This is a genomic window from Bradyrhizobium sp. 18BD, from assembly GCF_054185225.1.
In genome coordinates this window covers 124,670-148,215 of the sequence record NZ_JAVAYL010000022.1, presented here as the reverse complement: position 1 = coordinate 148,215, position 23,546 = coordinate 124,670, and the positions used below count along the sequence as shown (strand labels likewise).

Here is a 23,546-nt window from a genome sequence, read left to right as displayed (position 1 = left end):
ATGCACTATGATCTTGGATATTTCGACCTGGAGCAGAAGACCCTGCAACCCCTCGACAACCCGTTCGGCACGAGGTTGTCACCCATCTCTTAGGTACGATCCGTTACCTATGTCTCCGGGCTGGACAATCACACAAATGGCGGAGAGAGTGGGAAACTCCCCCGGCTCGCGTCGGGACCACTTAGATTCAAGTTTATCCTTCAAATCAAGGGGTTCTTGGGCCACCGGTGCTACACCGGAGTGCTACCCTTGGCAAAAATCCGCATGCCCACACCGATCAGACGCGAAAACTCCCCCTACTGGTGGTTCAGGAAGAAGGTGCCTAAGAGATTTCGCGATCTCGTCGGCAAAAAGGAGATCTGGTACAGCCTCCAGACCGAGGACGAGCACCTCGCTGTGGCCAAATGCGCCCTCGCCAGCAAGAAATTCGACAGGGAATGGGCCGCCCTCCTCGCGGATTCCGTCGCTGTTGGCGAGCCGCCGCCGGAGGCCCGGGCGCCGATCCGGCCGCCGCGGTTGCCGGCCAGTTCGAATTCCGGTCCGAGATTCGAACCCACGGTGCTGACCCACCACGACCTGCACGCGCTGCGCGGCGCCGCCCACGTCAGGATCCGCGACGGCCACATCGCCAACCCACCCGCGGGTGGGTTCGGCGCCGCCCGCATCCTAGCGCGCGACCTCGACGAGTCCATGATCGAGTTCCTGGAGGAGCAGGGCATCGACGTCACTGAGGCCGATCTCGAGAAATTCCGACCGCTCTACGACCAGGCCAGGCGCGACGCCGTCGAGGATCTCAAGCGAGCCAGGCTAGACGGCGACTTCTCGGCGAACCCAGTCCTCGCGAAGCTGCCGACGCGCACCACGCCGAAGCTCGATCTCGTCAAGGCTTTCGAAGAATACGCCGAGAAAGGTGGCCTCAAGGGCGGTGCCGACGGCCCGACGGCGAAGCGCTGGCGGCCGAAGATCAAGGATTTCTGCCGGTTCATCGGTCACCGCGATCTGACACGGATGACCTCGGACGACGCCTATCGCTGGGCCGATCACCTGATCGACAAGGATTATGCACGCAACTCCGTCCGCCTGGTCTGGATCGCTTCGTTATCGGCCACCGCCGGCTTCATGGTGGAGCGCCGCAGGCCGGGCGCTCACAATCCATTCCGCGGAATCGTCGTCCGCCCCGCCGTCGAAAAGTTGGGCGAGAAGCCGCCGGAGCCGCCGCGGCAAAAGGGCTTCACGCAGGGGGAGGCGGTCAAGATCCTGACAGCGACACTCGACACGCCTTCGAGTATGATCTCTCCGGAGAAGCGCGCGGCGCGGCGCTGGCTGCCCTGGCTTTGCGCCTACAGCGGTGCCCGCGTCAACGAGATCACGTCGCTGCTGCCGTCCGACGTCATGCCTGACGCCACGTCCGGCATCATGTGCATGGTCATCAAGCCAAGCATCGAGAAGACGTCGCAGTGGCGCACGGTACCGATCCACAGTCACGTCATCGAGCAAGGCTTCCTGGACTACGTCGAGCAGCGCCGGAAGCTCGGCAAGCCGCTGTTCTACGACCCCGCGCGGGGGCGCGGCGGGAAGGTCGCCAACCCGCAATACAAGAAGACGGCCGAACGCGTGGCGGAGTGGGTCAGCAAGGGGTTGAGGATCAAGAACGTCCAGCCCAACCATGGCTGGAGACATCTGTTCAAAAGCATCGCCCGGCACGTGAAGATGGATCGCGAGGTCGAAGGCTTCATCACCGGACACCGTCCGAAGGAGTCGAACGCCAGTAACGACTACGGCGATCGCTGGGTCGCGACGATGAGCGCCGAGATCGAGAAGTATCCGCGCTTCGACATCCCGGAGCTGAAGAAGCCACCGGCGCCTCACCGCGTCCGACGGCGAACGCGCGCGCAGATCGCCGCCGACGAAGCTGGGAAGACGGCACGACGAAGTCTCCGTCCGCGATCTCGCGGGTAAACCACCGACACCTTCTTGCAGACCAGATCATGGCGCTGGCCTACGGCTTACCCGCCTGACGGCGGAGGGATGCAGGCGGGCTACATGTCCGCCGGGTAGTTGCCGACGAATTCCACGTCGGACGGCATCTTTTGGATCACCTCCCACTCGAACTTGCGATTGAAGTCCGTGCAGGCGAGTTTGATGTGGTCCTTCGTGATCTTGATGGTGCCGTCCTCGAACAGCGCGATGTGGCGAGCGCATTGTTCGATGTACTCGAGATCATGCCTGCACTCGCGCCAGCCCTGCTCCGTGATGTAGCCCTTGACGAGCTTCTTGCCCTTGTCGCTCGGCCACGGAGCTTTCGTCGTCTCATTCATCGTCGTCATTCACTCCTCCATCTCTGCGAACATCTTGCCCGCCATCAGTTGATTTGCCCGGCCGCCTTTTTTCATGCGTCCACCTCCGTCAGAAGCGCCTCGGCGACGCGCCGATAGACGTTGTCGCAGACCCGCTTGGCGTGGCGACGATAAACGAGGTCCGCCGCTTGGAGACGCCGGCCGCCTTCGCGAGCGGCATGAGGCCGAGGGAGCCCCTGCGCACAGGCGGCGGAACGCTGAAGCGGGCACGGTTGCCGCGCGCGCTTGCATGGGGTTGCGGATCGACATGCCTGCCTCCTCTCGGCGCCGCGACGGCGGCGCCCTCTGACGCCCCGAGCCCGGTAGGCCAAAGCCGCCGGGCGTGAGGTCGATGTTAATTGAGACTAGCTGCGCACCAGTGCACTCAGGCCTTCACGGATCCTATGCTGCATAGCTTCCCATTCGGCGTCGCTCTTGATCATGCGATCGATGCGCGCGCGGGCGTCGGACAAGGTGTCATGGAAATGAACCTCGTCGTCGGCCGGAACCTCCCACATAGGCTTCCCCGTGTAGGGGCTTATGTGCCGGGTCTTGATGATGTCGTAGTCTCTGTATTTGTGATTCACGTTAGTCTCCTCTACGGCCCCGAGCCCGGTAGGTCATCGCTGGCCGCCGGGCGTGAGGTCGATGTCGATGGTGATCAGTAGTATGCGTTCTCGATGCAGGCCCCGAGCGCGGCGCGGGTGTCGTCGTCGCCGCCGCCGAACAGGAAGGTCATCGACCCGGCCGAACCGGTGCGCGCCTTCGCGATCTCGTCTGCCTGAGCGGCGAAGTCGAGCAGGATCATCAGGCCGACCAGGACCAGCCGCTCGCCGCTCGAGCACACGCCCGCGTAGTCCCTGGCGGCACGAACCACGCCGCCGTTGCTGATCCTGTTGGTCTCGATAACTTCGCGCCGCAGGTCCTTGTAGGACTCGGACTCGGTCAGCGAATCGGTGATGCCGATCGCGGCCATCACGCTGCGGACGATCGGGATCTTGTTGAACTTGTCGTAGGAAAGCATTGCGGTTCTCCTTTCGCCGGCGACGGCCAGCTCTGACGACTCGGGCCCGGTAGCCGTTGTCGGCGCCGGGCGTGCGGTCGATTTCTGGACGCCTACTTGGCCACCCGCGCCTTCTTCAGCAGCGTCATGAAGTAAGCGAACATGTGATCCTTCACCTTGCCGTCGCTTTCGAACGGGCAGCACTCAACGAGGTCTCCATCCTCGGCGCGGCGGGCGTCGATCGAGAAGCAGCCCGCAGGCATGTCATCGCCGCTGAACTTCCGCGTCCTGATGGACGCCGTGAAACCGGCGTCTTCGATCGCGCGGACGGTTTCGAAAATGTTCTTCATGGTTATGATCTCCGGATTTGCGATAACGGGTCTCTCTGACGCCCCAAGCCCGGTAAGCCAAAGGCGCCGAGCATGAGGACGACGTCCGTGGTATGCGCTAATAGAACCGGCTGCTGCCGTGCGCGCCTTCGTCGATCTGATACTCAGACGGTCGCCGAAGATGGTCATTCAGGCGTCGCGATGGCATCGCGAACGCCCGTGGCACAGCCGCCCGACGCGACGCGCTAAAAAGGCTGATGTTGAAATGCATGGAGCTCTCCGTCAGTTGGCTTGAAGCAAGGGTGATCGAGCCGCCGTGACAAGATCACGGCAGCGCCTGCCACTCGGACAACAGTGCCCAAGCTTAGGGCCGCTAAGGAGCGGCGAGATGACAGACCCGCGAGAGCGCGGAAAAAGACCACCGCCAAGAGACGGAGCCACGCTGGAAAACAATCCAGCTGCACATGAATGTGCGTACCTCCCGCCCGAAAATCAACCCCAAACGCGGGTATGGTTAACGTAAGCAGGGCGTAACACGGCATTTGTCGTCGGCATCAACGCAAGAGGTAGGTTGCAGTGCGCGGGTCGGATCGTGCGAGACTAGTGCCGTCACAGATGTTCACCGGTGATGCGGAAACCATCTTGCCGAAAGTGGTGCTGGTGCTGCCGGTGATCATGTTCGGGTCGATGATGATCGACATGTCCATCAGCAGCAGCGGCATCATGCTGATAGCGATGGTGCCGCCGATGATCGGCGCCTGCGCTGACGACGTCGGCGATGATCGCGGGGGGCCGGCAGCAGGTGAATCATGCCACTGACGACGGTCGTCGGCGGCGCAAGCTTTGTCCGCCAGTATCGGCATCGGACCCGGAGCGATAAGCTACATGATGCAGGGAACGCTCGCTGGCAGCCGCCTCAGTGTGGTCTCCGTGTCTAGCGAGAGATCATGGACCCTTCGGGCCAACCGCGCGCTCGTCCATATCGGTCTCGTCCGCATCGACTTCGGCCAAGATGGGCTCTTCGCCGAACGGACGGTTGATTATGGCGAGAGCTTCAGGTGCGGCGTAGATCCGGTTTCGCGCGTATCCAGTCCTCTCCTGCAGAATGCCGGCTTCCTGCAATTGCGCGATGGCCTGATTTACTTGCGCAGGCGAGACATCGAGCAGTTGGCCGAGGCGCTTCGCCGTCACGACCGGATAGTTGTGAAGTTCGTCTAGGGCGCGAACGGCCGCGGATCGCTTTCGGAATTTTCGGCGCTCCCTCCATCGCTCTGACAATTCCGACAGTGCCGTCCGGGTGCGGATGAGTTCGTCGACGGTGCCGGTGACGGCGTCGGCCATGAAGGTAATGATCGGCTCCCAGTCGAGCCGTTGTTGAGCATCCTTCAGCGAAGCGTAGTACGCCCCCTTTTTGCTTTCGATGTAAGGCGAAAGGTACAGAGGCACGTGCCTCTCCGCCGCCATCATGAGCGGAAGCAGAAGGCGGCCGACACGACCGTTGCCGTCGCGAAAGGGGTGCACCGCCTCGAAGTGGGTGTGAGCTATGGCCATGCGCGTGATGAACCCTTGCGTCATCTGCTGCATGCCCTCGTTCCGCAGGTAGTCCACCGTTTGGGCGAGGCAGTCGGCAACGTCGGCGGGAGGCGGAGGATTCAGACTGGAGTATGCGATGTCTTTGTTTCCGCCGATCCACACGACGCGCGTGCGGAGGTCGCCGGGAACGTCTTTATACTCGGGATCGTCCTTCATCACGGCACGATGGAGGTCCTTGATCAGATCCATCGTGAAGACGCCGTAGCCATCCTTCGCAGCTTTCGGAATGAATCCGTCCAAGGCCATGGCGTAGTTGCGGACTTGGCGCGCTTCGTCCCGGGCGCCGTCGTCGCCCGTCTCTTCGACTGAAAGCAGTTCGTCGAGAGTGCTCTGGGTGCCTTCGATCGACGAGGAACTGACTGCCTCACGTCTGGTAAGGACCCGGCTGACGATGTAGGGGTCCTTCATCTGGGCGGCGATAGCGTCGACCTTGCCGAAGGCCGCTTGAGCGGCTTCCAGGGCTTTCATCGCCCCTCCGACGAACACCCCGTCCTCCGGGGGTGCCGGCGGCACGATCCCGTAGTGAGAGTCATAGGGCGGCGGAAGCCGCTTCAGGGTCTCGCGGATCGTGTGGCTGAGATCGCTACGCTTCATGGGAACCCGAAATAAGAGGCAGTTTTCCTATTTATATTTTGGGTTCCTGCAAAAAGCCATAACACATCGCGATCGCGAGGGAGCTTATTTAGGCTTTGCAGGCCACGACGCTCAACCCCTTGTTCCATTAACCATCGGACTGCCGCCTCCCCTCAGCGCTCGGCAATTCTACCCCCGTCAGCGACCCGGTCGCTGGGGTGCAGCACCACCCGGCTCCCCGGGACGAGCCCGGACAGTACCTCGGCCACTCGGTTGTTTCGGTGGCCGACAGTGACCGCGACAGTTTTGGCGCGGCCGTTCTCGTCGGCGAAAACGGCCCACTGGTCGCCTTTCCGGAACAAGGCGCTCACCGGCACCGTCAGGGCGTCCGGAGCGCTCCAGGTGGTCACGTGGACGACGACCCGGTAGTCGTGCCCGAGTGAGGCCCACGCCTCGGGCGGATCCGCGAAGTCGATGGTCACCCGGACCCGCTGCTCCTCGATGCCAAGCGCAGAGACCTTCAGGAAGCCCGCCGGGTCCACACGGACCACCTTCCCTTTGATGGGCTGACCGCCCCACCCGTCGATCCGGACGGGGGCGCCGACCCTGATCTGGACGGCATCGGTCGAGAGCAGGTCCGCGACGATCTCCAGATCGAGCGGGTTGCCGATGTCGACGAGGCGCGTACCGGGAAGGACCGTCGCCTCGCTGTCTTGAAGGATCGCCAACACGCGTCCGCTCGCCGGCGCCAGCACCCGGATGCAGCAGGTCGGCTCCGCGGAAGGCGCCGCGTTGGCCGGGTCCATCAACCGAGCGGCCAGGCTGGTCCGCACCGCGCGACGCATCTCGACCTGGGCCTTCGCGCTCGCCAAGTTGGCCTCGCTCGTCGCCACCTCGAATTTAGCCTTGTCGAAGGCCTGCGCCGAGGTGGACTGCGTCCGCAGCAGGGTCTGCGCCCGTTGGAATTCAGTACGGGAGAACTCCAGCGCGGCTTCGATCCGCTTCACCTCGGCTTCCTGCTGCTGGATGGCGGCATCCGCGGCAAGGACCTCCGCCTGAAGCTGGTCTCGCGAGCGAACGTCGATGAACCCCGGCAGCGTCGGCTGCATCAGGGCGATGACGGTCTGGTTGGCGACGACCTCGTCACCGACGTGAAGCGAAGGTCCCTGCTCTCCCAGTGGATGCGAGATCCTCAAGACCCTTCCCGCGATCGGCGCCGAGACAGTATAGACATGGCGAACGTGGGTCTTGCCGTCGTCGTCGGCCGTGACTTCGATTGGCCCCTTCGCGACGGTCGCGAGGTCAACCAGAACGGGCCGGGGCCAGGCGAACCAGGCCAGCCCTCCCGCGATCGCGGCCAAAGCCGCAGCGCCGATCATGCGTTTGGTCCAGTTCGCCGGCATGGCTAGTCTCGCGTCTTAAGGACCGCGACGAGGTCCAGGTTGTCGATGCGTTGGCGGATGACCGCCGCGGATGCGATCGCGGCCAGCACCACGACCGATGTGGCGACCACGTAGGTGGAGTGCTCGACGACCAGGCGGACGCGCATCAGTTCGCCGGCGAGGTTCGTCTTCATGACCCAAGCGAGCCCGTAGCCCATCAGCCAGCCTGGCGGTTGCGCGACCAGCGTCAGGATCGCCAGCTCGAGCAGCAGGATCCGGAGGACTTCGCCGCGCGTGAAGCCCAGCACGCGCAAGCTGGCCAGCTCGCGGGCGCGTTCGGAGAGCGAGATCCGGGCATTGTTGTAGACGACGCCGAACGCGATGACGGCGGCGAGCCCGGTGTAGATGCTCGCCATCGTGGTGACGAGCAGCGCGACCGTCTTGCGGAAATTCGCCAGCGAGACGCGCTGCAGCGCCACGCCGCCGACCGTCGGCATGGCCTTCACCGCCGCGTAGAAGTCCTCCTTGCGGCTCTCATCGAGGCTGAGGTTCACGCTGTTCACGACGGGGGCTTCGCGCATCAGCTTGCGGAGCGCCTCGATGTCCATCATGCCCCTGATGCCGAAATAGTCCTCGACGGTCGCCACGATCGGCATGCTGATCGTGCGGCGGGCGCCCTCCAGCAGGTCAACTTCGACCGTATCCCCTGCGCCTACCCCGAGGATGTGACCGAGCATGGCCGAGATGGCGAGGCCGGTCGCCGGAAGCGCGACCGGCCGAAGTTCCGCGTCGATGATACGCCGCAGATCGGCACCGGCGGGCCGGCCGCTGATCGTGATCCGCCGCTCCAGGTTGCCATGGCGGATCCGGACGGGCACCTCGCGGAACGGCTCGGCCGTCAGAACGCCAGGCAGCCGGTTCACCTTCTGCACGACGTTCTCGATCCGCTTCTCGGCGAAGCCGATGGTCGCATCCTGCCGATCGGCGAGGAAGTACGTCACGTCGATCAGTTGCTCCATGGTGTCGCGCGTGAACAGCGAGACGACCAGGATCGCGGTCGCGAGCGCCATCCCCAGCGTCGTGAAGGCTGCCCGGACCGGGTGCCGGGCGATGTTCCGGATCATCATCAGCGTGGGCTGCGAGACGATCTGATCCAGTTGGATGCTCGCCGGCAGCAGCCTCCGGTACACGGGAGGGGGCGGCGGCTGCATCGCGACGGCCGGCGGCAGCTTGACGACCTCGCGCAGCGCCCGCAGCGCGCCGATGGCGGCGGCGGCCGCGCTGAGCGCGCCGGCGGTGACGTACAGATCCGGCGCCTTCGCAAACACCAGGAAGGGGAAGTGGAAGAAATCCCCGAACAGCGCGGTGACGCGATATCCGAGCCACGTGCCGACGACGCCGCCGAAGATGACTCCGATGACGACGATCAGCGCCACGAACTTGAAGTAGTGCAGCACGATGCTGCCGTCGGCGTAGCCCAGCGCCTTCAGGAGGCCGATCTGCTCGCGCTCCAGCGCGACCAGCCGGGTCAGGGTGAGATTGACCAGGAAGGCAGCGACCAGAAGGAAGATCGGCGGAAGGGTGCGGCTCATGTTGTTGAGCATGTCGAGCTCATGATCGAGCCAGGCGTGCGAGGTCTGGTCCTTCCGTCCATGGGCGGCTTGGCCGCCGTAGGGGTCGAGCAAGGCGTCGAGCCGCGCGATCACCTCGCGCTCGGACGCGCCTGGCTGCAGCTTGACGGACACTGCGGAGAAGGCGCCGTCGAGATCGTAGACGCCGGCGAGCGCCCTTTCCGACATCCAGACTATGGCGTAGCGGCGGTCGTCCGGCATCAGGTCGCCGGGCCCGACGGTGTAGACGAACTCCGGGGACAGCGCGGTGCCGACGATGACGAGCTCGCGCTTCTTTCCGTTGAGGTTGGCCGAGAACCGCGCCCCTTCCGAAAAGCCGTGGGCCCGGGCGAACGGCTCGTTGACGACGACCTCCTCGGCCCGCCCCGGCTCCGGAAGTCGTCCGGAACGCACGTAGAGCCGATTGAGATGCGGCTCGCCGTTATCGGGCAGCGAGACGAACCGTGCGCTGGCGGGCTCGGAGAACGCGGGAATGTCGAGCAACGCCGGTTTGGCGATGCGGGCGTCGACCGCGGCGATTCCCGGTATCTCGCCGATCCTGTCGGCGAGCGCCTTGGGCGCCCGCTTGGCCTCCGCGAACACATCGCCGAAGCCATAGCGTTCGTAGTACGCGACCCGGGTCTCCTCCAGAGACCGATGCGACCCGACCGCGAGCACCAGCGTCGCGACGCCGCCTCCGACGACCAGCGCGACGGCAAGAACCTGCGCCCAGAGCCGCGTGACGTCCCGGAACAACTTGATGTCGAGCGCGCTCATGCCGTCACCACGTGAGCTCGGCCGCTTCCCGCCGGGCCTCGTTCTTCCGGACACGGGCGATCCGGCCGTCGGCGAAGAACAGCACCCTGTCCGCGACCTCCTGGATGCTGGCGTTGTGCGTGATGATGACGGTAGTCGTTCCGAGCTGCCGATTCACGCCGAGCAGCGCCTCGATGACGCGAATGCCGGTTCTCGAGTCCAGCGCGCCCGTCGGCTCGTCGCAAAGCAGAACCGCCGGCCGCTTTGCGATCGCGCGGGCGATGGCCACCCGCTGCTGCTCGCCGCCTGATAGCTGGGCGGGGAAGTGGTGCATCCGCTCTTCGAGTCCGACCAGCGCGAGCGCGTCGGCAGGTCGCATCGGATTCTTGGCGACCTCAGTGACCAGCGCGACGTTTTCGTAGGCCGTGAGGCTCGGCACCAGATTGTAGAACTGGAAGACGAAGCCGACGTGATCGCGGCGATACTTCGTGAGCTCGCGGTCTTCGAGATCGGTCAGGTCCAGATCGCGGAAGAACAGACTGCCGCTGGTCGGCCGGTCCAGGCCGCCCATGATGTTCAGCAAGGTCGTCTTGCCGCTGCCGGAGGGGCCGAGCAGCACGACCACTTCCTTCTCGGCGATCTCCAGATCAACGTTGTTCAGGGCATGCACCATGACCTCGCCCGAGACGTAGGTCTTCGTCAGGCCCTTCGCTGTGAACACGGCTTCGGTCATGGCTGCCCTTTTGAGGCGCGATTGTCGGCCAGCTCCGCCCTCCTGGTATTGACCTAGGTCAGGGCCTGGCGCTCTCCGCAACCGCCGCCTTCGAACGCCCGGCGGATTCGCGGACGAACGTCGCGATGCTGGCCGTCCAGACGAGCGCCATGCCGAGCAGGACCCACTTAAAATCGGAATGGATCATGAAGTTGACGGCGGCCATGAGCCCGATCGAGAGCCCGCCGGCGATTGCGGCGCCGGCCGCAGCGGCTGACCGACGGTCCCGGAAAGATGTCCACGCCAGCGTAAGCGCGAGCACTCCGGTGGCGGCTATGTAGCCGCCCATGACGCGGAATACGTGGGTGAGCCACGATGTCAGCCTCGGGCCGATCGACTGCAATTCCGCGGGGGTGAGGCTCATGTACCTGACGTCCTCTGGCAGCAGCGGCGGCCGAAGCAAAAGAAAGTAGATGCCGACGCCGATCAACAGGACGCCGGAGGCGGCTAGGAGCATCGAGGACAGTCGCCCGCTACGCAACGTCTCTCGCATCGTGACCGCTCCCGATCAGCCGTGGTGAAGGCTGCTGCCCGAGGAGCCCGGACCGAGAAGCCGGCTCAGGCGCGGCAGGAAGCCCGGGACTTCGGCGGCGTACTTCGCATAAGCCTCTCCGAACTCCGACCTCGCGTCCTGCTCCTCGTCGCGGGCGAGCTTCACGTACATGATCGTCAGCACCGGAAACATCGCCAGGGTGAGGATCGTCGGCCACTGCAGCAGGAATCCGAACATCACCAGGATAAAGCCGACATACTGCGGATGCCGCACGTAGCTGTAGGGGCCGGTGGTCGCCAGGCTCCGGGTCTGTTGCGCATCGTACAGAACCCGCCAGGCGGCGGAGATCAGGATGAACCCCGCGCCGATGAAGATGAAGCTCAGGATGTGGAACGGTCCGGCGTGCGGATTGGCCTTCCAGCCGAACATCATCTCGAGCAGGTGGCCGGCGTCATGGGAGAACCAGTCGACGTTCGGGTAGTGGGACTGCAGCCAACCGGAAAGGAAGTAGATGGTGAGCGGGAAGCCGTACATCTCAACGAACAGCGCGACCAGAAACGCGCTGAAGGCGCTGAAGGAACGCCAATCGCGCGAGGTCTGCGGCTTGAAGAAACTGTAGGCGAACAGGATGAACACCGCCGAGTTGACGATGACGAGACTCCAGAGGCCGTAGGCGGGCGCGGCGTCGTGCATCACACGCTCCTCGAATCGCTCGGTCTGCCGCCGCCGTGATGGTGGCCGTGTCCGCCGTGCATGAAGAAGTGCATCAGCGGACAGGCGAGGAGCGGCAGCCAGATAAGCAAACCGATCACGTGAGCCCTGTGCTCGGTGAACAGGAGCGCGCCGGCGATGGCCAGAAATCCCAGCAGGACCAGGCCGGCCTTAGCTTTGGTGGACATGCCCTCCTGAGGGCGCTCTTGATATCCCGGATGATCCTGTACCGACATCGGCAAGCTCCTGTGCTCCGGAGCACCATAGGCGTGCCGTTGCCATCATTGTTGAGCCAGATCAACCGGGACGGTCTCCGGCAGGAACTTTCGCGTGCGCGCGCCTGGATGGCCCTGCTGATGGGGGCCGTGATGGCCGTCATCATGCTCGGCTTCATTTGGAGCATGTACAAGGACTCGAGGACGAACTTGGCGATCGTGCTGGCGGCAGCCGTCGCTTTCGCCGGGTCGCTATGGCTGGTGCGGAGCCAGGAAACGGTGGGCGACGTCTCCTACATGGAGGCCATGATTCCGCACCACTCGATCGCCGTCATGACGAGCGAACGGGCCCACATCACGAATCCGAGGGTGCGCAAGCTCGCTGGCGGGATCATTGAGGCCCAGGTCCGGGAGATCGGCGAGATGAAGCAACTGATCGCCGATCTCGAATCCAAGCCGACGACCGATGACGCCAAGGACCTGCCTGCCCGGCCTGCGAAATGAAAAGGCTGGGCCCTGGTCGGCTGATCGAGCCTACTTCGGCGACTTGCCGGCGGTCATCCCCATGCCCATCGTGGCGCCGCCGCGCATTGCCGCCATCATCGGCATCATGCCCATCTGCGGCGCGAGCAGTTCGTCCGCGGCCTTCTTCTGATCGTCAGAAAAGCTGCCGACGAGGTTGGCGAGCGCCGACTTCATCGCACGGGTGCCTTCGAGGCGCGCCGCCAGCCATTTTTCCTGGAGCGTCAGCTTTTGAATTAGATCCGGCGATCCGGTGCTCTGTTGCGCCATCATCATCATCGAATCGCGCATCTCTCCCAGCGTCTTGGCATTGGTCCGGAGCGCGTCGGCGAACGCGTTCCAGGCGGACTGCTGTGCGAGGGGCCGGTGCCGCGGGGCGCCTCTGGAGGCGTGGCGGACTTGGCAGCCGGCGCCTCCTTCTGGTTCGGATGATGTCCTTCATGTTCGGCAGCAGATTGGGCAAGTGCGGGACTGCCAAGGATGGAAAGCAACATAGCAGCCGCAAAGGCGGGACTTCGCATAGTGGTCCTCCTGAAATTGCGATTTTGAAGATTATGGCGACGTGCCGGCCGATGCAGGTTGACCCAGGTCAAACGCGGCGCGGTCGCGCCCACCCGAAAACGGCGCCCTCCTTGAGATGCCTCAAAGCGAATCCTGCCGCCGCATTTCATGATGGGCTTCCACAATCCGGGAGAACAGACATGATCACGAAGAAGCTGTTGGCCGCTGTCGGCGTCGTTTCCCTATTGGCATTGCCGGCCATGGCTCAAACCACCGACAAGGAAACGAATGGCCACCACTACGGCGGCGGTCCGAAGACCGAGGTCCCGCACCATATGGGCCCGAAGGACACGGTCGGCTCCTCCAAGAAAACGACCTCCGGAGGTCACCACTACACCGGCGGTCCGTCGACATCGAATCCGCATCACATGGGCGATAAGAAAACGCAGTGAGCCATGCTCCGCTTACGGCGGCAACGAGCTGTCGTAAGCGGTCGGTGGGTCAACCGATCGCCTGCGAGCCGATGAAGCGCATGTACGGCCTTTGACCACCGGCGCCGAACAGCACGACCGCGTAGGGCTGCGGCTTGCTGCCTTCCATCCCTGGCGATCCGACCGGCATGCCCGGCACCGCGAGACCCTTCGCATTCGGACGCTCAGAGAGGAGGCGCCGCACAGCGGCCGCCGGCACGTGCCCCTCGACGAGATACCCCCCAACCTCCGCGGTGTGACACGCGACCAACTCCGGGGAAATGCCGAGGCGGCTCCGGACCGTATCGAGATCGGTGGTCTCCTCCACCTGTACGGTGAATCCGGCGTCCCGGAGATGCTGCACCCAGCCGGCACAGCAGCCGCAGTTCGGGTCCTTGTGCACAGTGATCCTCGCCTCTTCGGGAGACGCAGCAGCGGCGGGCCCGACAAGAGCCGCTGCGGCCATCAGGATCAAAACCGACCGGCGGGTCCTGGAATAGGCGTGCTTCTTCATTTTCCGCTCCCTTTCACTTGACCGTCACGTGGCCGGTCATGCCGTATTCGCGATGATTGGGGATCAGGCAGGAGTATTCGAAGGTCCCCGGCTTCGTGAACTCCACACGATCTCGGCGGTTTTCTTCGGCGCGACGCGCACGCCGTTCGGCTCGGCGTGCTCCATGTGCGGATGCTTTCTTCATGACCTCTGCGTGCTTGAGGTTCTCCTTCGTCGTGGCCAGAAGGAATTCGTGGTCCGCGGTGCCGACGTTGCGCAGTACGAAGCGGATCTGCTCGCCCCGCTTCACCTCGATCTTGAAGGGATTGTAGTCCATCTCGCTCATCGCGATCTCGATGGTGCGGGACGGCTTCGCGGGATCGCCCGGTTCGCCCGCCGAGTAGGATTCGTGCTGTCCGTGTCCGTGGTCGTGACCGAGAGCGGGAAGTGCGCTCACAGAGGCCGCCGCGAGGGCCACGGTGGCAACCAAAGTTGCTTTCTTCAAGTCGTGTCTCCTAACGATGGTGGTGGTGCTGTTTTGCCGGCGCGTCGGACGAGTACCCACGCAGTTGGGCGTATTTCGCCAACTGCGCCTGGTCGAGAACCGCCGCGGTGAGCAGGTGGTACTTGAGATGAGCCCGGCGGAGTTCGCCCTGCGTCTTTGAGATCGCCGCAGTCGCCGACCCGAGACTGTCCGCCGTGATCGTTCTGCCGGCGAACTGCTTATCCAGATCGGCCTCCTGCTCGATCAATCTGTTGCCGATCGGGGTGGTCTCGGACTTCATCGCCGCGAACATGTCTTGGACCTTGCCGCGCTGATCGGAGCTCAATTCCAGCCGGTCCGCGAGCTCCAACACGTGCGAGGGTCCTGGGTAGCCGTTGAGTTCAGCCGCGAGTGCGAGCCCCATTCCGCGCCCCGCCTTCAAGTCGGCGATCTGCTGGTCCGAAAGCGCCTTGATCTGCCGCGATTGCATTCCGGCGTACGGCGTCTGAGCCCATACGATAGCCGGGGCGAGCAGGGCTAGAACTAAAACGACGACCTTCATGGCGACCTCCATCCTCTTCTATTCGGCTGCCTCGGCGGCAACGCGCGTTCCACTTTGGGTTTCGCTTGCTCGTTCTTCGGCCCCCAACCGTTCGCCGGGCGGTAGTCCCCGCCCCTTCGCCAGGCCGAAGATCGCAGGAATGACGATGAGCGTGAGCAGCGTCGACGAAGTCATGCCGCCGATCATCGGCACCGCAATACGCTGCATGATCTCCGACCCGGTCCCGGTGCTCCACATGATCGGCAGAAGGCCCGCCATGATCGCGACCACGGTCATCATCTTCGGGCGGACTCGCTCGACCGCGCCCACCATGATGGCCTCGTGGAGATCCCGCTGCGTCAGGGGCCGCCCTTCCGTGCTGCATCTGGCCTTCATCTCCGCCAGCGCGTGGTCGAGGTAGATCAGCATCACGACGCCGGTCTCGGCTGCGACGCCGGCGAGCGCGATGAATCCGACGGCGACGGCGACCGACAGGTTGAAGCCGAGCCACCACATCATCCAGATGCCGCCGACCAGCGCGAAAGGCAGCGACAGCATCACGATCAGGGTCTCGGTCATGGCCCTGAAGTTCAGGTACAGCAGCAGGAAGATGATCGTGAGCGTCACCGGAATCACGATCTTCAGCCGTGCAGCGGCCCGCTGCAGGTATTCGTACTGGCCGCTCCAGACCACGTAGTACCCCGCCGGGAACTGGATGCTTTGGTTGACTGCGGCTTGCGCGTCCGCGACGTAGCTGCCGATGTCGCGGTCGCGAATATCGACGTAGATGTAGGTCGCAAGCTGCCCGTTCTCCGTCCGGATCGAGGTCGGCCCCCGCGCCGGCTCGACCTTGGCTACCTCGCCGAGCGGCACGGCGCCGCCCGCCGGCATGGGCACCAGGATGTCGCTGGCGATGGCCTTCGGGTTGTCTCTGAGATCGCGCGGATATCGCATGTTCACCGTGAACCGCTGCCGGCCCTCGACCGTCGTCGTGACCGTCTGGCCGCCGAGCGCGGCCGCGATGGTGTCCTGAACGTCCTGGATCAGGATGCCGTAGCGGGCGAGCGCCTCGCGGTCCGGCACGATCTCGAGATAATAGCCTCCGATGCCGCGCTCGGCGTAGGCCGACGAAGTCCCCGGGACCGCCTTGATCACGCGCTCGATCTGTTTGGCCAGCCGGTCGATCTCGACGAGATCGGTGCCCATCACCTTGACCCCGATTGGAGTCCGGATACCGGTCGACAGCATGTCGATGCGGGCCTTGATCGGCATGGTCCAGGCGTTGGAGACGCCAGGAAACTGCAGCGCCTTGTCCATCTCCGCGATGAGGCTGTCGACGGTCACGCCGGGGCGCCACTGATCCTTGGGTTTCAGGTTGACGACGGTTTCGAACATCTCGGTCGGCGCCGGGTCCGTCGCCGTCGCCGCCCGTCCCGCCTTGCCGTACACCGAGGCGACTTCCGGAAACGACTTGATAATCCGATCCTGGGTCTGCATCAGTTCGGCCGCCTTGGTGACCGAGATGCCAGGAAGCGTCGTCGGCATGTAGAGCAGCGTGCCCTCGTTCAGCGAAGGCATGAACTCGGTGCCGAGCTGGCGAGCCGGCCAGACCGTGACCGCGAGTACGCCAACCGCGGCCAGGATCACCAGCGTCTTGGCGCGCAGCACGCCCTTGATCACCGGCCGGTAGATCCAGATCAGGAAGCGGTTGATGAAGTTCCGGTGCTCCGGGACGATCCGCCCGCGCACGAAGATCACCATCAGCGCCGGCACCAGGGTGACGGACAGAAGGGCCGCAGCGGCCATCGAGAATGTCTTCGTGAACGCCAGCGGGCTGAACAACCGCCCCTCCTGCGACTCCAGCGTGAAGATCGGCATGAACGACACGGTGATGATCAGCAGGCTGAAAAAGAGCGCCGGCCCGACCTCGGATGCCGCGTCGATCAGGACCTGGACCCGCGACTGATCTGGCTTCGCCCGTTCCAGGTGCTTGTGGGCGTTCTCGATCATGACGATCGCGGCGTCCACCATGGCGCCGATCGCGATCGCGATCCCGCCGAGGCTCATGATGTTCGACCCGAGCCCGAGCAGCTTCATCGCGCCGAACGCCATGAGCACGCCGACCGGCAGCATCAAAATCGCGACCAAGGCGCTGCGGACGTGCAGCAGGAACACGATGCAGACTAGCGCGACGACGATGCTCTCCTCGAACAGCGTGTGTTTGAGCGTGTCGATCGCCGAATAGATTAGGTTGGACCGGTCGTAGACCGGCACGATCTCGACCGACTTCGGCAGGCTGCTCGCGATCTCCTTGAACCGCTTCTTGACGTTCTCGATGACGTCGAGCGCGTTGACGCCGAAGCGCTGCAGCACGATGCCGCTCGCGACCTCGCCCTCCCCGTTCAGTTCGGCGATACCTCGCCGCTCGTCCGGACCTAGCTCGACGCTGGCGACGTCCCGCAGCAGCACGGGCGTTCCGCCGGAGGTCTTCAGCACGATGTTGCCGAGGTCGTTGATGCTTTTGATGTAGCCCTTGCCGCGGATGACGTACTCGAACTCCGAAAGCTCGACGGTGCGCCCGCCGACGTCGGCGTTGCTGGCGCGGATCGCCTCCCGGATCTTCTGCATGCTGATGCCCCGGTCCCGCATCCGCTGCGGGTCGAGCACCACGTTGTACTGCTTCACGAAGCCGCCGATGCTGGCGACCTCGGCGACGCCTTCGGCCTTCGCCAGCGCGAACTTCAGATTCCAGTCCTGGATCGTCCGCGTATCCGCCAGGTTCAATTCCTTGGAGATGACAGCGTACTGGTAGACCCAGCCGACGCCGGTCGCGTCGGGGCCGATGGTCGGAGTGACGCCCGCGGGCAGCCGCGACGTCGCGCTATTCAGGAATTCCATGACGCGCGAGCGAGCCCAGTAGATGTCGGTGCCGTCCTCGAAGATCACGTAGACGAACGACACGCCGAAGAATGAGAAGCCGCGTACCACCTTGGACTTCGGCACCGTCAGCATGGCCGTCGTCAAGGGATAGGTGACCTGGTCCTCGATCACCTGCGGCGCCTGGCCCGGGTACTCGGTGTAGACGATGACCTGCGTGTCCGAGAGGTCCGGGATGGCGTCCAGCGGCAAGTGAACCAGCGCGTAGAGACCGGCGGCGGCCGCGAAGCCGGTGCCGAAGAGCACCAGCAGCAGATTGCGCGCCGACCAGGCGATGATGCGGGAGATCATTTGTGCTCTCCCATCGCGTGGTCTCCGGCGGCAGCGGGCTCCTTTGGCGCCGCCTCCGCGAAGCCCTTGAGCGCCGCCTTCAGGTTGCTCTCCGCGTCGATCAGGAAGTTGGCCGAGGTGACCACCGCCTCGCCGTCCGCAAGGCCGTCTCGCACCTCGATGTAGCCGCCCCCGCGGCGACCGAGCTTCACCTCGCGCGGCTCGAAGCGCCCTTCTCCCTTGTCGACGAGAACGGCCTGGCGCGCGCCGGTGTCGAGCACCGAGCTATCCGGCACGGCCAGCACCGGCGAGGAATCCGCCGTGCCGATGTCGGCATCGACGTACATGTCGGGAAGCAGCGCGAAGTCCGGATTGGCAAGTTCGATCCGGACGCGCGCGGTGCGCGTGTCCTTGTTCACCTGGGGGTAAATGACCGCGATCTTTCCGGTGAAAGTCCGGCCTACGAAACTTCTGGCGCGGATCGTGACCGGCTGGCCGACCGCGATGTTGCCGAGGTCGCGCTCGGCCACGTCGACGAGAGCCCAGACCAGTGAGATGTCGGCGATCCGGAACAGCACGTCGCCGGGGTTGGCCCTCATGCCCTCGATCGCGCTGCGTTCGAGCACGATGCCGTCGCGCGGGGCCGACCACTGCACGGTCACGGGCGCGACATGGGACTTTTCCATGTCGGCGATGACCTGTTCGGGGACGTCGAGATTGACCAACCGTTGCCGCGAGCCGCGGCCGTACATCTCGACGCCGCCGACCGTCTTGGAAGTGATGGTCGCCAGATACTCCGCCGCGGCGGAAGCGACCGCCGAACTGTAGATCTGCATCAAGGGCTGGCCGGCCTTGACGCGCGTGCCCGTGGTCACGTCGGCGACCTTCTGCACGAAGCTTTCGGCGCGCATCGCGATCACCGACACGCGGCGCTCGTCCAATTGGATCGTGCCGGGCGCCTTGACAGTGACTTGGATCGGGCGCCGCTCGACGGGCTCGGACTTGACGCCAGTGCGCTGGATCTTCCCGGGCGACAGCTTCACGGTGCCGTCGTCGACCTCGTCCCCTTCATAAACAGGAACGTAGTTCATCCCCATCGGGTCCTTCTTCGGCACAGGCGAGGTGTCGGGCAGGCCCATGGGATTGCGGTAGTAGAGGATCTTGCGCGACGAATCCGCCTGCTGCTTCGGCTTCGCCGGCTCGGCTGCGGCCTGATCGTCGTCATACACTGGCAGATAGTCCCGCCCGCGATCGTCCTTCTTGGGGCCAGCCGACCAGAGCGGCGCCCCTTCCGGATCGCGATAGTAGAGCGGAGCTCGGTTCGAGGCCGGTGCCGTTGTGGTCGCCTCCGCGTGGACGGACCAGCGTTCGCCGTTCGCGTACCAATAGGCGCCGAGGGCCAAACCGCCCGCCAGTGCGAGTGCCGTCAGAAGACGCTGCGTGTTCATGGCGTGATCCAGCGCGCCCGGGGCGCGCATCCATGTGAATGGGAAAGAGGACTCCGGGCGCCGTCGGGCGGCGCCCGAAAGCTCACTTCGTCGCCTTGACGATCACCTTGCCGGTGACGGTCTCCTGCTCGCCCTGCACCTTGGCGGAGAGCGTGACCTGATAGCGGCCGGCCATCGGCAGATCGGTCTTGAAGGCGTAGACGCCAGGCTCCTTTGAGGGCAGCGGCGAGACCGCCGACTCCATCTCGGCCATGCCGTCCGGAGCCATGTCGACGCGGGTCTTGAAGATGACCGCGTCCGCCACCGGCTTGCCGGTCTGCTTGTTCGTCAAGCGGACAGCGAGCGTGACGTCGTCGCCCTTCTTCATCTCCGGATTGACAGGCTCGAAGGCGTAGTCGCCGGCGCCCGCCATGGCCGCGGAAGCGGCGAGCGAAAGGGTGGCGGCGAGAGCCGCGGTCGTGAACTTGGAAAGCATTGTCTTGTCCTCATGAATTGGTCTCGATCCGTGGCGCTATGCGCGCGCACGTCAGTCGTCTGCGCGAGCAAGCGTGCGCGCGCGCCGGCTTTTTCGAGATCAGCTTCGAGGAGGTCGGAAGGGTGGACTGCCGCCGCAGTAGGAGAGGACCTGGTCCGCGGGGATGGCGATCTTGCTTGCGGTGACGGCGAAGAGCGTGGGTGTAACGGCGCGAACATCACTGAGTGCCAAGGCTCCGCCGATGCAGCAGAAACCCATCCCGCACTTGCCGTCCTTGTGGGAGACCGGCCCCTTCATGTCGTCCGGACAGCAATTGTCCATCGACATGTCACCGTGATCCGCCATGTGCATGGCGGCCTGTATCTCGTCCGACGGCATCGCGTGGCCGACCGCAGCCGATGCGCCGAGCGGCAGCATCGCCAACGAGATGGCGATCGCGAATGCCAGGATGGTACGGACGAGCCGCATCGATATTGACTTACCTTTCGGGCCGCAACGGCGGCTTGAGTAACATATTCCGGCGGCGGTTATAGTCCTTGATCCCCGTCAAGCATTCGTGAGCGGCGTCGAGTTACCTATCCACCCGGCCGACGACTTCCATCAGTTCCGCGATCTTGCGGCGCTGATCCGCCTTGTCGCCGCTATGGATGGCGTGTTCCACGCAGTGGGCCACGTGATCCTTAAGGATTTCTTCCTCCACCCGCCTGAGAGCGGAACGGACCGCCGAGATCTGCGTGACGATATCGATGCAGTACCGGTCCTCGTCGACCATCTTCGCGAGTCCGCGAACCTGGCCTTCGATGCGGTTCAGACGTTTCTGGCAGGACGCCTTGATGTCGTTCCTCATGAACCGTATATACCCCCCTAGGGTACTTTCCGCAAGATGGAGTTCGCAGATGGACGCGCAGCACAGCCAGAAATCCGGAGAGGCTCGCGGAAGCCGCTGCGGGCACTCGCATTCCGGCGGCCATGGTCACGCGGATCACGCCCATCACCAACATGCGGTCGCGGGGACGGTGGATCCCGTCTGCGGCATGAAGGTCGACCCCACGACCGCTCGGCACAAGGTCGAGCACGGCGGGCAAACCTACTATTTCTGTTCGGAACGCTGCCGCACCAAGTTCGAGGCAGACCCGGCGAAGTACGTCCATGGAAAGGCGCAGCAGGCGGCGCCGGCCAACGTGCCGGAAGGCACGATCTACACCTGCCCCATGCATCCCCAGATCCGCCAGGTCGGGCCCGGCAATTGTCCGATCTGCGGCATGGCGCTCGAGCCCGAGGTCGCTACCGCGGACACCGGGCCAAATCCAGAGCTGATCGATATGACCCGCCGCTTCTGGGTGGGTCTCGCCCTCTCCGTCCCAGTCGTGATCCTTGAAATGGGCGGTCACCTCATCGGCGGTCATGGCTGGATCGACCAAACCCTGTCGAACTGGATCCAGTTGGTTCTCGCGACCCCGGTCGTGATCTGGTCGGGCTGGCCCTTCTTCGTCCGTGGCTGGCAATCGATCATCACTCGCAATCTGAACATGTTCACGCTGATCGCGATGGGCACGGGCGTCGCCTGGGTCTACAGCGTCGTCGCCACCGTCGCGCCCGGCGTCTTTCCGGCCACCTTCCGAGGTCACGACGGGGCCGTGGCCGTCTACTTCGAAGCAGCCGCCGTCATCACTGTGCTCGTCCTGCTGGGCCAGGTGCTTGAACTACGGGCGCGCGAGGCGACCTCCGGCGCGATCAAGGCCCTGCTCGATCTGGCACCGAAGACCGCACGCCGCATCCGTGACGACGGCGCCGATGAGGAAGTCGAGATCTCGTCCCTGCAGGTCGGAGATCGGCTTCGCGTCCGGCCAGGCGAAAAGGTGCCGGTCGACGGCGAGATCGCCGAGGGGCGCTCCTCGCTCGACGAGTCCATGGTGACGGGCGAATCCATGCCCGTTAGCAAGGACGTCGGCGGCAAGGTGATCGCCGGCACCATCAATCGCTCCGGCGGCTTCATCATGCGCGCCGAAAAGGTCGGGGCCGACACGATGCTGTCCCAGATCGTGCAGATGGTCGCGCAGGCGCAGCGCTCGCGCGCGCCGATTCAGCGTCTGGCCGATCAGGTCGCAGGCTGGTTCGTGCCGGCTGTCATCGTCGTTGCCATCGCAGCGTTCGGCGCTTGGGCGGTCTACGGTCCTGAGCCCCGTCTCGCCTTCGGACTAGTCGCCGCGGTCAGCGTCCTGATCATCGCTTGTCCCTGCGCCCTGGGGCTCGCCACTCCGATGTCGATCATGGTCGGCGTCGGGCGCGGCGCCCAGGCCGGCGTGCTCATCAAGAACGCCGAAGCGCTCGAGCGCATGGAGCGGATCGACACGCTGGTCGTCGACAAGACGGGCACGCTGACCGAAGGCAAGCCCAAGGTCGTGTCCGTGAAACCCTCGGCGGACTACACCGAGGCCGAGGTGCTGCGGCTCGCGGCCAGCGTCGAGCGCGCCAGCGAGCACCCGCTCGCCGACGCGGTCGTGAACGAGGCCAAGGATCGGGGCATCCAAACAACCGATGTGCAGGACTTCGACTCGCCTGTCGGCAAGGGCGCGCTCGGAACGGTCGAGGGCAAGAAGGTGTTGCTCGGCAACGCCGCCTTCATGCGGTCGCAGGGAGTGGAAACCGCGGCGATGCAAGCCGAGGCGGAGCGGCAGCGCGGCGAAGGCGCCACCGTCATCAACATGGCCGTGGACGGCAAACTCGCCGGCATTCTGGCGATCGCCGATCCCGTGAAGGACTCCACGCCAGACGCGCTGCGCGACCTCGCGGCGGATGGCGTCAAGGTAATCATGCTCACCGGCGACAACCGGACCACGGCCCAGGCGGTCGCGCGCAGACTCGGCATCGCCGACGTGGAAGCAGAAGTGCTGCCCGATCAGAAGAGCGCAGTGGTCTCCAAGCTGCAGCGGCACGGGCGGATCGTCGCGATGGCCGGCGACGGCGTGAACGACGCGCCGGCGCTGGCTGCCGCCGAAGTCGGCATCGCGATGGGGACCGGCACCGACGTCGCGATGGAAAGCGCCGGCGTCACCCTGCTCAAGGGCGACCTCAGCGGCATAGTCCGCGCCCGGCGGCTGTCGCGGGCGACGATGAGCAACATCCGCCAAAACCTGTTCTTCGCCTTCGCCTACAACGCGGCGGGCATCCCGATCGCGGCCGGCGTGCTCTATCCGACCTTCGGGCTCCTGCTGTCGCCGATCGTGGCGGCCGCGGCAATGGCGCTCTCTTCGGTGAGCGTGGTCGGCAACGCGCTGCGGCTGAGGACAGTGCGGGTCTGATCGGGTGTCCAGAGGACGGCATCTCGGAACCGTCAGGAAAACTTAAGACTGGCCCATTTCCATGCAGCAAATCGCCGTATGACCTTGAGGGCAGACATGTACACATTCGAAATGATCCAGTTTGGAAAGCTGAAGAAGGGACTCGAAGCGCCCTGCAGCGGGCCGTGGAAGGATAGCTGCTGGATCTCTTCCCACAGCAGGATCGGCTGGCATGGCACGCAGGCTCGGCGCCGGTCGGTGCCAGCAAGCCCGACATCATCCTGGCCGGCTGCTCACCCGAAGTCGTCGCGCTCGACCACACGGACGCCCGCGCCAGAGCGCTGCTTACCT

Annotated in this window: 25 protein-coding genes; 5 read left to right on the top strand and 20 right to left on the bottom strand. The window is 64.6% G+C overall.

Annotated elements, in window-relative coordinates; genetic code table 11:
• The first annotated feature begins 264 nt into the window (after positions 1 to 264).
• Complete coding sequence (locus RAD16_RS32740; protein WP_458161959.1) at positions 265 to 1,959, top strand: DUF6538 domain-containing protein; 1,695 nt, start codon at positions 265 to 267, stop codon at positions 1,957 to 1,959.
• An 80-nt stretch (positions 1,960 to 2,039) separates the two neighbouring features.
• Here the strand turns inward: RAD16_RS32740 and RAD16_RS32735 are convergent, their stop codons facing one another.
• The 4 genes from RAD16_RS32735 to RAD16_RS32720 all read right to left on the bottom strand — a co-directional run bounded on the left by RAD16_RS32735 (position 2,040) and on the right by RAD16_RS32720 (position 3,689).
• On the bottom strand, positions 2,040 to 2,327 hold the full coding sequence (locus tag RAD16_RS32735; protein ID WP_458161958.1) for a hypothetical protein: 288 nt from the start codon (positions 2,325 to 2,327) through the stop codon (positions 2,040 to 2,042).
• Positions 2,328 to 2,701: 374 nt separating this feature from the next.
• Positions 2,702 to 2,923, bottom strand: a complete 222-nt coding sequence (locus RAD16_RS32730) for a hypothetical protein (protein ID WP_458161957.1) — start codon at positions 2,921 to 2,923, stop codon at positions 2,702 to 2,704.
• Between the two features lie 74 nt (positions 2,924 to 2,997).
• Positions 2,998 to 3,360: a hypothetical protein gene (locus RAD16_RS32725; RefSeq protein ID WP_458161956.1), complete on the bottom strand. Its 363-nt coding sequence runs from the start codon at positions 3,358 to 3,360 to the stop codon at positions 2,998 to 3,000.
• Positions 3,361 to 3,452: 92 nt separating this feature from the next.
• Positions 3,453 to 3,689, bottom strand: a complete 237-nt coding sequence (locus RAD16_RS32720) for a hypothetical protein (protein WP_458161955.1) — start codon at positions 3,687 to 3,689, stop codon at positions 3,453 to 3,455.
• Between the two features lie 594 nt (positions 3,690 to 4,283).
• On the opposite strand from RAD16_RS32720, the gene RAD16_RS32715 reads away from it, so the two are divergent.
• Positions 4,284 to 4,487 carry a hypothetical protein gene (locus RAD16_RS32715; RefSeq protein ID WP_458161954.1) on the top strand — a complete coding sequence of 68 codons (204 nt, stop codon included), beginning with the start codon at positions 4,284 to 4,286 and terminating at the stop codon, positions 4,485 to 4,487.
• Positions 4,488 to 4,613: 126 nt separating this feature from the next.
• Here the strand turns inward: RAD16_RS32715 and RAD16_RS32710 are convergent, their stop codons facing one another.
• The 7 genes from RAD16_RS32710 to RAD16_RS32680 form a co-directional block, all read right to left on the bottom strand.
• Positions 4,614 to 5,855 (bottom strand): Fic family protein, encoded by a 1,242-nt coding sequence (locus tag RAD16_RS32710; RefSeq protein ID WP_458161953.1) that lies wholly within the window; start codon positions 5,853 to 5,855, stop codon positions 4,614 to 4,616.
• A gap of 152 nt (positions 5,856 to 6,007) precedes the next feature.
• Positions 6,008 to 7,237, bottom strand: a complete 1,230-nt coding sequence (locus tag RAD16_RS32705; RefSeq protein ID WP_458161952.1) for an efflux RND transporter periplasmic adaptor subunit — start codon at positions 7,235 to 7,237, stop codon at positions 6,008 to 6,010.
• Positions 7,238 to 7,239: 2 nt separating this feature from the next.
• Entirely contained in the window at positions 7,240 to 9,603 is a 2,364-nt protein-coding gene (locus RAD16_RS32700; protein ID WP_458161950.1) for an ABC transporter permease, read from the bottom strand.
• Positions 9,604 to 9,607: 4 nt separating this feature from the next.
• Positions 9,608 to 10,315, bottom strand: coding sequence for an ABC transporter ATP-binding protein (locus RAD16_RS32695; RefSeq protein ID WP_458161948.1), 708 nt, complete (start codon positions 10,313 to 10,315; stop codon positions 9,608 to 9,610).
• 58 nt (positions 10,316 to 10,373) lie between these two features.
• The gene (locus tag RAD16_RS32690) at positions 10,374 to 10,847 is read right to left on the bottom strand and encodes a hypothetical protein (protein WP_458161947.1); all 474 of its coding nucleotides are present in this window, start codon (positions 10,845 to 10,847) and stop codon (positions 10,374 to 10,376) included.
• A 15-nt stretch (positions 10,848 to 10,862) separates the two neighbouring features.
• Positions 10,863 to 11,540 carry a methyltransferase family protein gene (locus RAD16_RS32685; protein WP_458161946.1) on the bottom strand — a complete coding sequence of 226 codons (678 nt, stop codon included), beginning with the start codon at positions 11,538 to 11,540 and terminating at the stop codon, positions 10,863 to 10,865.
• Positions 11,540 to 11,794: a DUF2933 domain-containing protein gene (locus RAD16_RS32680; protein WP_458161945.1), complete on the bottom strand. Its 255-nt coding sequence runs from the start codon at positions 11,792 to 11,794 to the stop codon at positions 11,540 to 11,542. Before RAD16_RS32680 ends, RAD16_RS32685 begins: the two co-directional genes overlap by 1 nt.
• A gap of 33 nt (positions 11,795 to 11,827) precedes the next feature.
• On the opposite strand from RAD16_RS32680, the gene RAD16_RS32675 reads away from it, so the two are divergent.
• A complete protein-coding gene (locus tag RAD16_RS32675; RefSeq protein WP_458161944.1) occupies positions 11,828 to 12,277 on the top strand; it encodes a DUF305 domain-containing protein in 450 nt (149 codons plus the stop codon).
• 30 nt (positions 12,278 to 12,307) lie between these two features.
• Here RAD16_RS32675 and RAD16_RS32670 read toward each other — a convergent pair whose 3' ends face one another.
• A complete protein-coding gene (locus RAD16_RS32670) occupies positions 12,308 to 12,595 on the bottom strand; it encodes a Spy/CpxP family protein refolding chaperone (protein ID WP_458161968.1) in 288 nt (95 codons plus the stop codon).
• A 401-nt stretch (positions 12,596 to 12,996) separates the two neighbouring features.
• Here RAD16_RS32670 and RAD16_RS32665 point away from each other — a divergent pair, with 401 nt between their 5' ends.
• Complete coding sequence (locus tag RAD16_RS32665) at positions 12,997 to 13,248, top strand: hypothetical protein (protein ID WP_458161943.1); 252 nt, start codon at positions 12,997 to 12,999, stop codon at positions 13,246 to 13,248.
• 49 nt (positions 13,249 to 13,297) lie between these two features.
• Here the strand turns inward: RAD16_RS32665 and RAD16_RS32660 are convergent, their stop codons facing one another.
• The 8 genes from RAD16_RS32660 to RAD16_RS32625 all read right to left on the bottom strand — a co-directional run bounded on the left by RAD16_RS32660 (position 13,298) and on the right by RAD16_RS32625 (position 20,761).
• Positions 13,298 to 13,780: a DUF411 domain-containing protein gene (locus RAD16_RS32660; protein WP_458161942.1), complete on the bottom strand. Its 483-nt coding sequence runs from the start codon at positions 13,778 to 13,780 to the stop codon at positions 13,298 to 13,300.
• Positions 13,781 to 13,793: 13 nt separating this feature from the next.
• Complete coding sequence (locus tag RAD16_RS32655; protein ID WP_458161941.1) at positions 13,794 to 14,264, bottom strand: cupredoxin domain-containing protein; 471 nt, start codon at positions 14,262 to 14,264, stop codon at positions 13,794 to 13,796.
• Positions 14,265 to 14,274: 10 nt separating this feature from the next.
• A complete protein-coding gene (locus RAD16_RS32650; protein WP_458161940.1) occupies positions 14,275 to 14,805 on the bottom strand; it encodes a hypothetical protein in 531 nt (176 codons plus the stop codon).
• Between the two features lie 18 nt (positions 14,806 to 14,823).
• Complete coding sequence (locus tag RAD16_RS32645) at positions 14,824 to 18,012, bottom strand: efflux RND transporter permease subunit (RefSeq protein WP_458161939.1); 3,189 nt, start codon at positions 18,010 to 18,012, stop codon at positions 14,824 to 14,826.
• Positions 18,009 to 19,439: an efflux RND transporter periplasmic adaptor subunit gene (locus tag RAD16_RS32640; RefSeq protein ID WP_458161938.1), complete on the bottom strand. Its 1,431-nt coding sequence runs from the start codon at positions 19,437 to 19,439 to the stop codon at positions 18,009 to 18,011. Before RAD16_RS32640 ends, RAD16_RS32645 begins: the two co-directional genes overlap by 4 nt.
• Before the next feature lie 82 nt (positions 19,440 to 19,521).
• Positions 19,522 to 19,914 (bottom strand): FixH family protein, encoded by a 393-nt coding sequence (locus tag RAD16_RS32635; RefSeq protein ID WP_458161937.1) that lies wholly within the window; start codon positions 19,912 to 19,914, stop codon positions 19,522 to 19,524.
• Positions 19,915 to 20,013: 99 nt separating this feature from the next.
• Positions 20,014 to 20,382 (bottom strand): hypothetical protein, encoded by a 369-nt coding sequence (locus tag RAD16_RS32630; protein ID WP_458161936.1) that lies wholly within the window; start codon positions 20,380 to 20,382, stop codon positions 20,014 to 20,016.
• Between the two features lie 103 nt (positions 20,383 to 20,485).
• Positions 20,486 to 20,761, bottom strand: a complete 276-nt coding sequence (locus RAD16_RS32625) for a metal-sensitive transcriptional regulator (protein ID WP_237868976.1) — start codon at positions 20,759 to 20,761, stop codon at positions 20,486 to 20,488.
• Between the two features lie 49 nt (positions 20,762 to 20,810).
• On the opposite strand from RAD16_RS32625, the gene RAD16_RS32620 reads away from it, so the two are divergent.
• The gene (locus RAD16_RS32620; RefSeq protein ID WP_458161967.1) at positions 20,811 to 23,216 is read left to right on the top strand and encodes a heavy metal translocating P-type ATPase; all 2,406 of its coding nucleotides are present in this window, start codon (positions 20,811 to 20,813) and stop codon (positions 23,214 to 23,216) included.
• Positions 23,217 to 23,546: the final 330 nt, after the last annotated feature.

Bases quoted from the DNA above. Each gene is read 5' to 3' on its own strand.
- RAD16_RS32685 (WP_458161946.1), bottom strand. From the start codon at position 11,540: ATGCACGACGCCGCGCCCGCCTACGGCCTCTGGAGTCTCGTCATCGTC.
- RAD16_RS32725 (WP_458161956.1), bottom strand. From the start codon at position 3,360: ATGCTTTCCTACGACAAGTTCAACAAGATCCCGATCGTCCGCAGCGTG.
- RAD16_RS32630 (WP_458161936.1), bottom strand. From the start codon at position 20,382: ATGCGGCTCGTCCGTACCATCCTGGCATTCGCGATCGCCATCTCGTTG.
- RAD16_RS32625 (WP_237868976.1), bottom strand. From the start codon at position 20,761: ATGAGGAACGACATCAAGGCGTCCTGCCAGAAACGTCTGAACCGCATC.
- RAD16_RS32700 (WP_458161950.1), bottom strand. From the start codon at position 9,603: ATGAGCGCGCTCGACATCAAGTTGTTCCGGGACGTCACGCGGCTCTGG.
- RAD16_RS32720 (WP_458161955.1), bottom strand. From the start codon at position 3,689: ATGAAGAACATTTTCGAAACCGTCCGCGCGATCGAAGACGCCGGTTTC.
- RAD16_RS32680 (WP_458161945.1), bottom strand. From the start codon at position 11,794: ATGTCGGTACAGGATCATCCGGGATATCAAGAGCGCCCTCAGGAGGGC.
- RAD16_RS32640 (WP_458161938.1), bottom strand. From the start codon at position 19,439: ATGAACACGCAGCGTCTTCTGACGGCACTCGCACTGGCGGGCGGTTTG.
- RAD16_RS32710 (WP_458161953.1), bottom strand. From the start codon at position 5,855: ATGAAGCGTAGCGATCTCAGCCACACGATCCGCGAGACCCTGAAGCGG.
- RAD16_RS32705 (WP_458161952.1), bottom strand. From the start codon at position 7,237: ATGCCGGCGAACTGGACCAAACGCATGATCGGCGCTGCGGCTTTGGCC.
- RAD16_RS32715 (WP_458161954.1), top strand. From the start codon at position 4,284: ATGTTCACCGGTGATGCGGAAACCATCTTGCCGAAAGTGGTGCTGGTG.
- RAD16_RS32735 (WP_458161958.1), bottom strand. From the start codon at position 2,327: ATGACGACGATGAATGAGACGACGAAAGCTCCGTGGCCGAGCGACAAG.
- RAD16_RS32650 (WP_458161940.1), bottom strand. From the start codon at position 14,805: ATGAAGGTCGTCGTTTTAGTTCTAGCCCTGCTCGCCCCGGCTATCGTA.
- RAD16_RS32660 (WP_458161942.1), bottom strand. From the start codon at position 13,780: ATGAAGAAGCACGCCTATTCCAGGACCCGCCGGTCGGTTTTGATCCTG.
- RAD16_RS32740 (WP_458161959.1), top strand. From the start codon at position 265: ATGCCCACACCGATCAGACGCGAAAACTCCCCCTACTGGTGGTTCAGG.
- RAD16_RS32695 (WP_458161948.1), bottom strand. From the start codon at position 10,315: ATGACCGAAGCCGTGTTCACAGCGAAGGGCCTGACGAAGACCTACGTC.
- RAD16_RS32635 (WP_458161937.1), bottom strand. From the start codon at position 19,914: ATGCTTTCCAAGTTCACGACCGCGGCTCTCGCCGCCACCCTTTCGCTC.
- RAD16_RS32690 (WP_458161947.1), bottom strand. From the start codon at position 10,847: ATGCGAGAGACGTTGCGTAGCGGGCGACTGTCCTCGATGCTCCTAGCC.
- RAD16_RS32645 (WP_458161939.1), bottom strand. From the start codon at position 18,012: ATGATCTCCCGCATCATCGCCTGGTCGGCGCGCAATCTGCTGCTGGTG.
- RAD16_RS32665 (WP_458161943.1), top strand. From the start codon at position 12,997: ATGATCACGAAGAAGCTGTTGGCCGCTGTCGGCGTCGTTTCCCTATTG.
- RAD16_RS32620 (WP_458161967.1), top strand. From the start codon at position 20,811: ATGGACGCGCAGCACAGCCAGAAATCCGGAGAGGCTCGCGGAAGCCGC.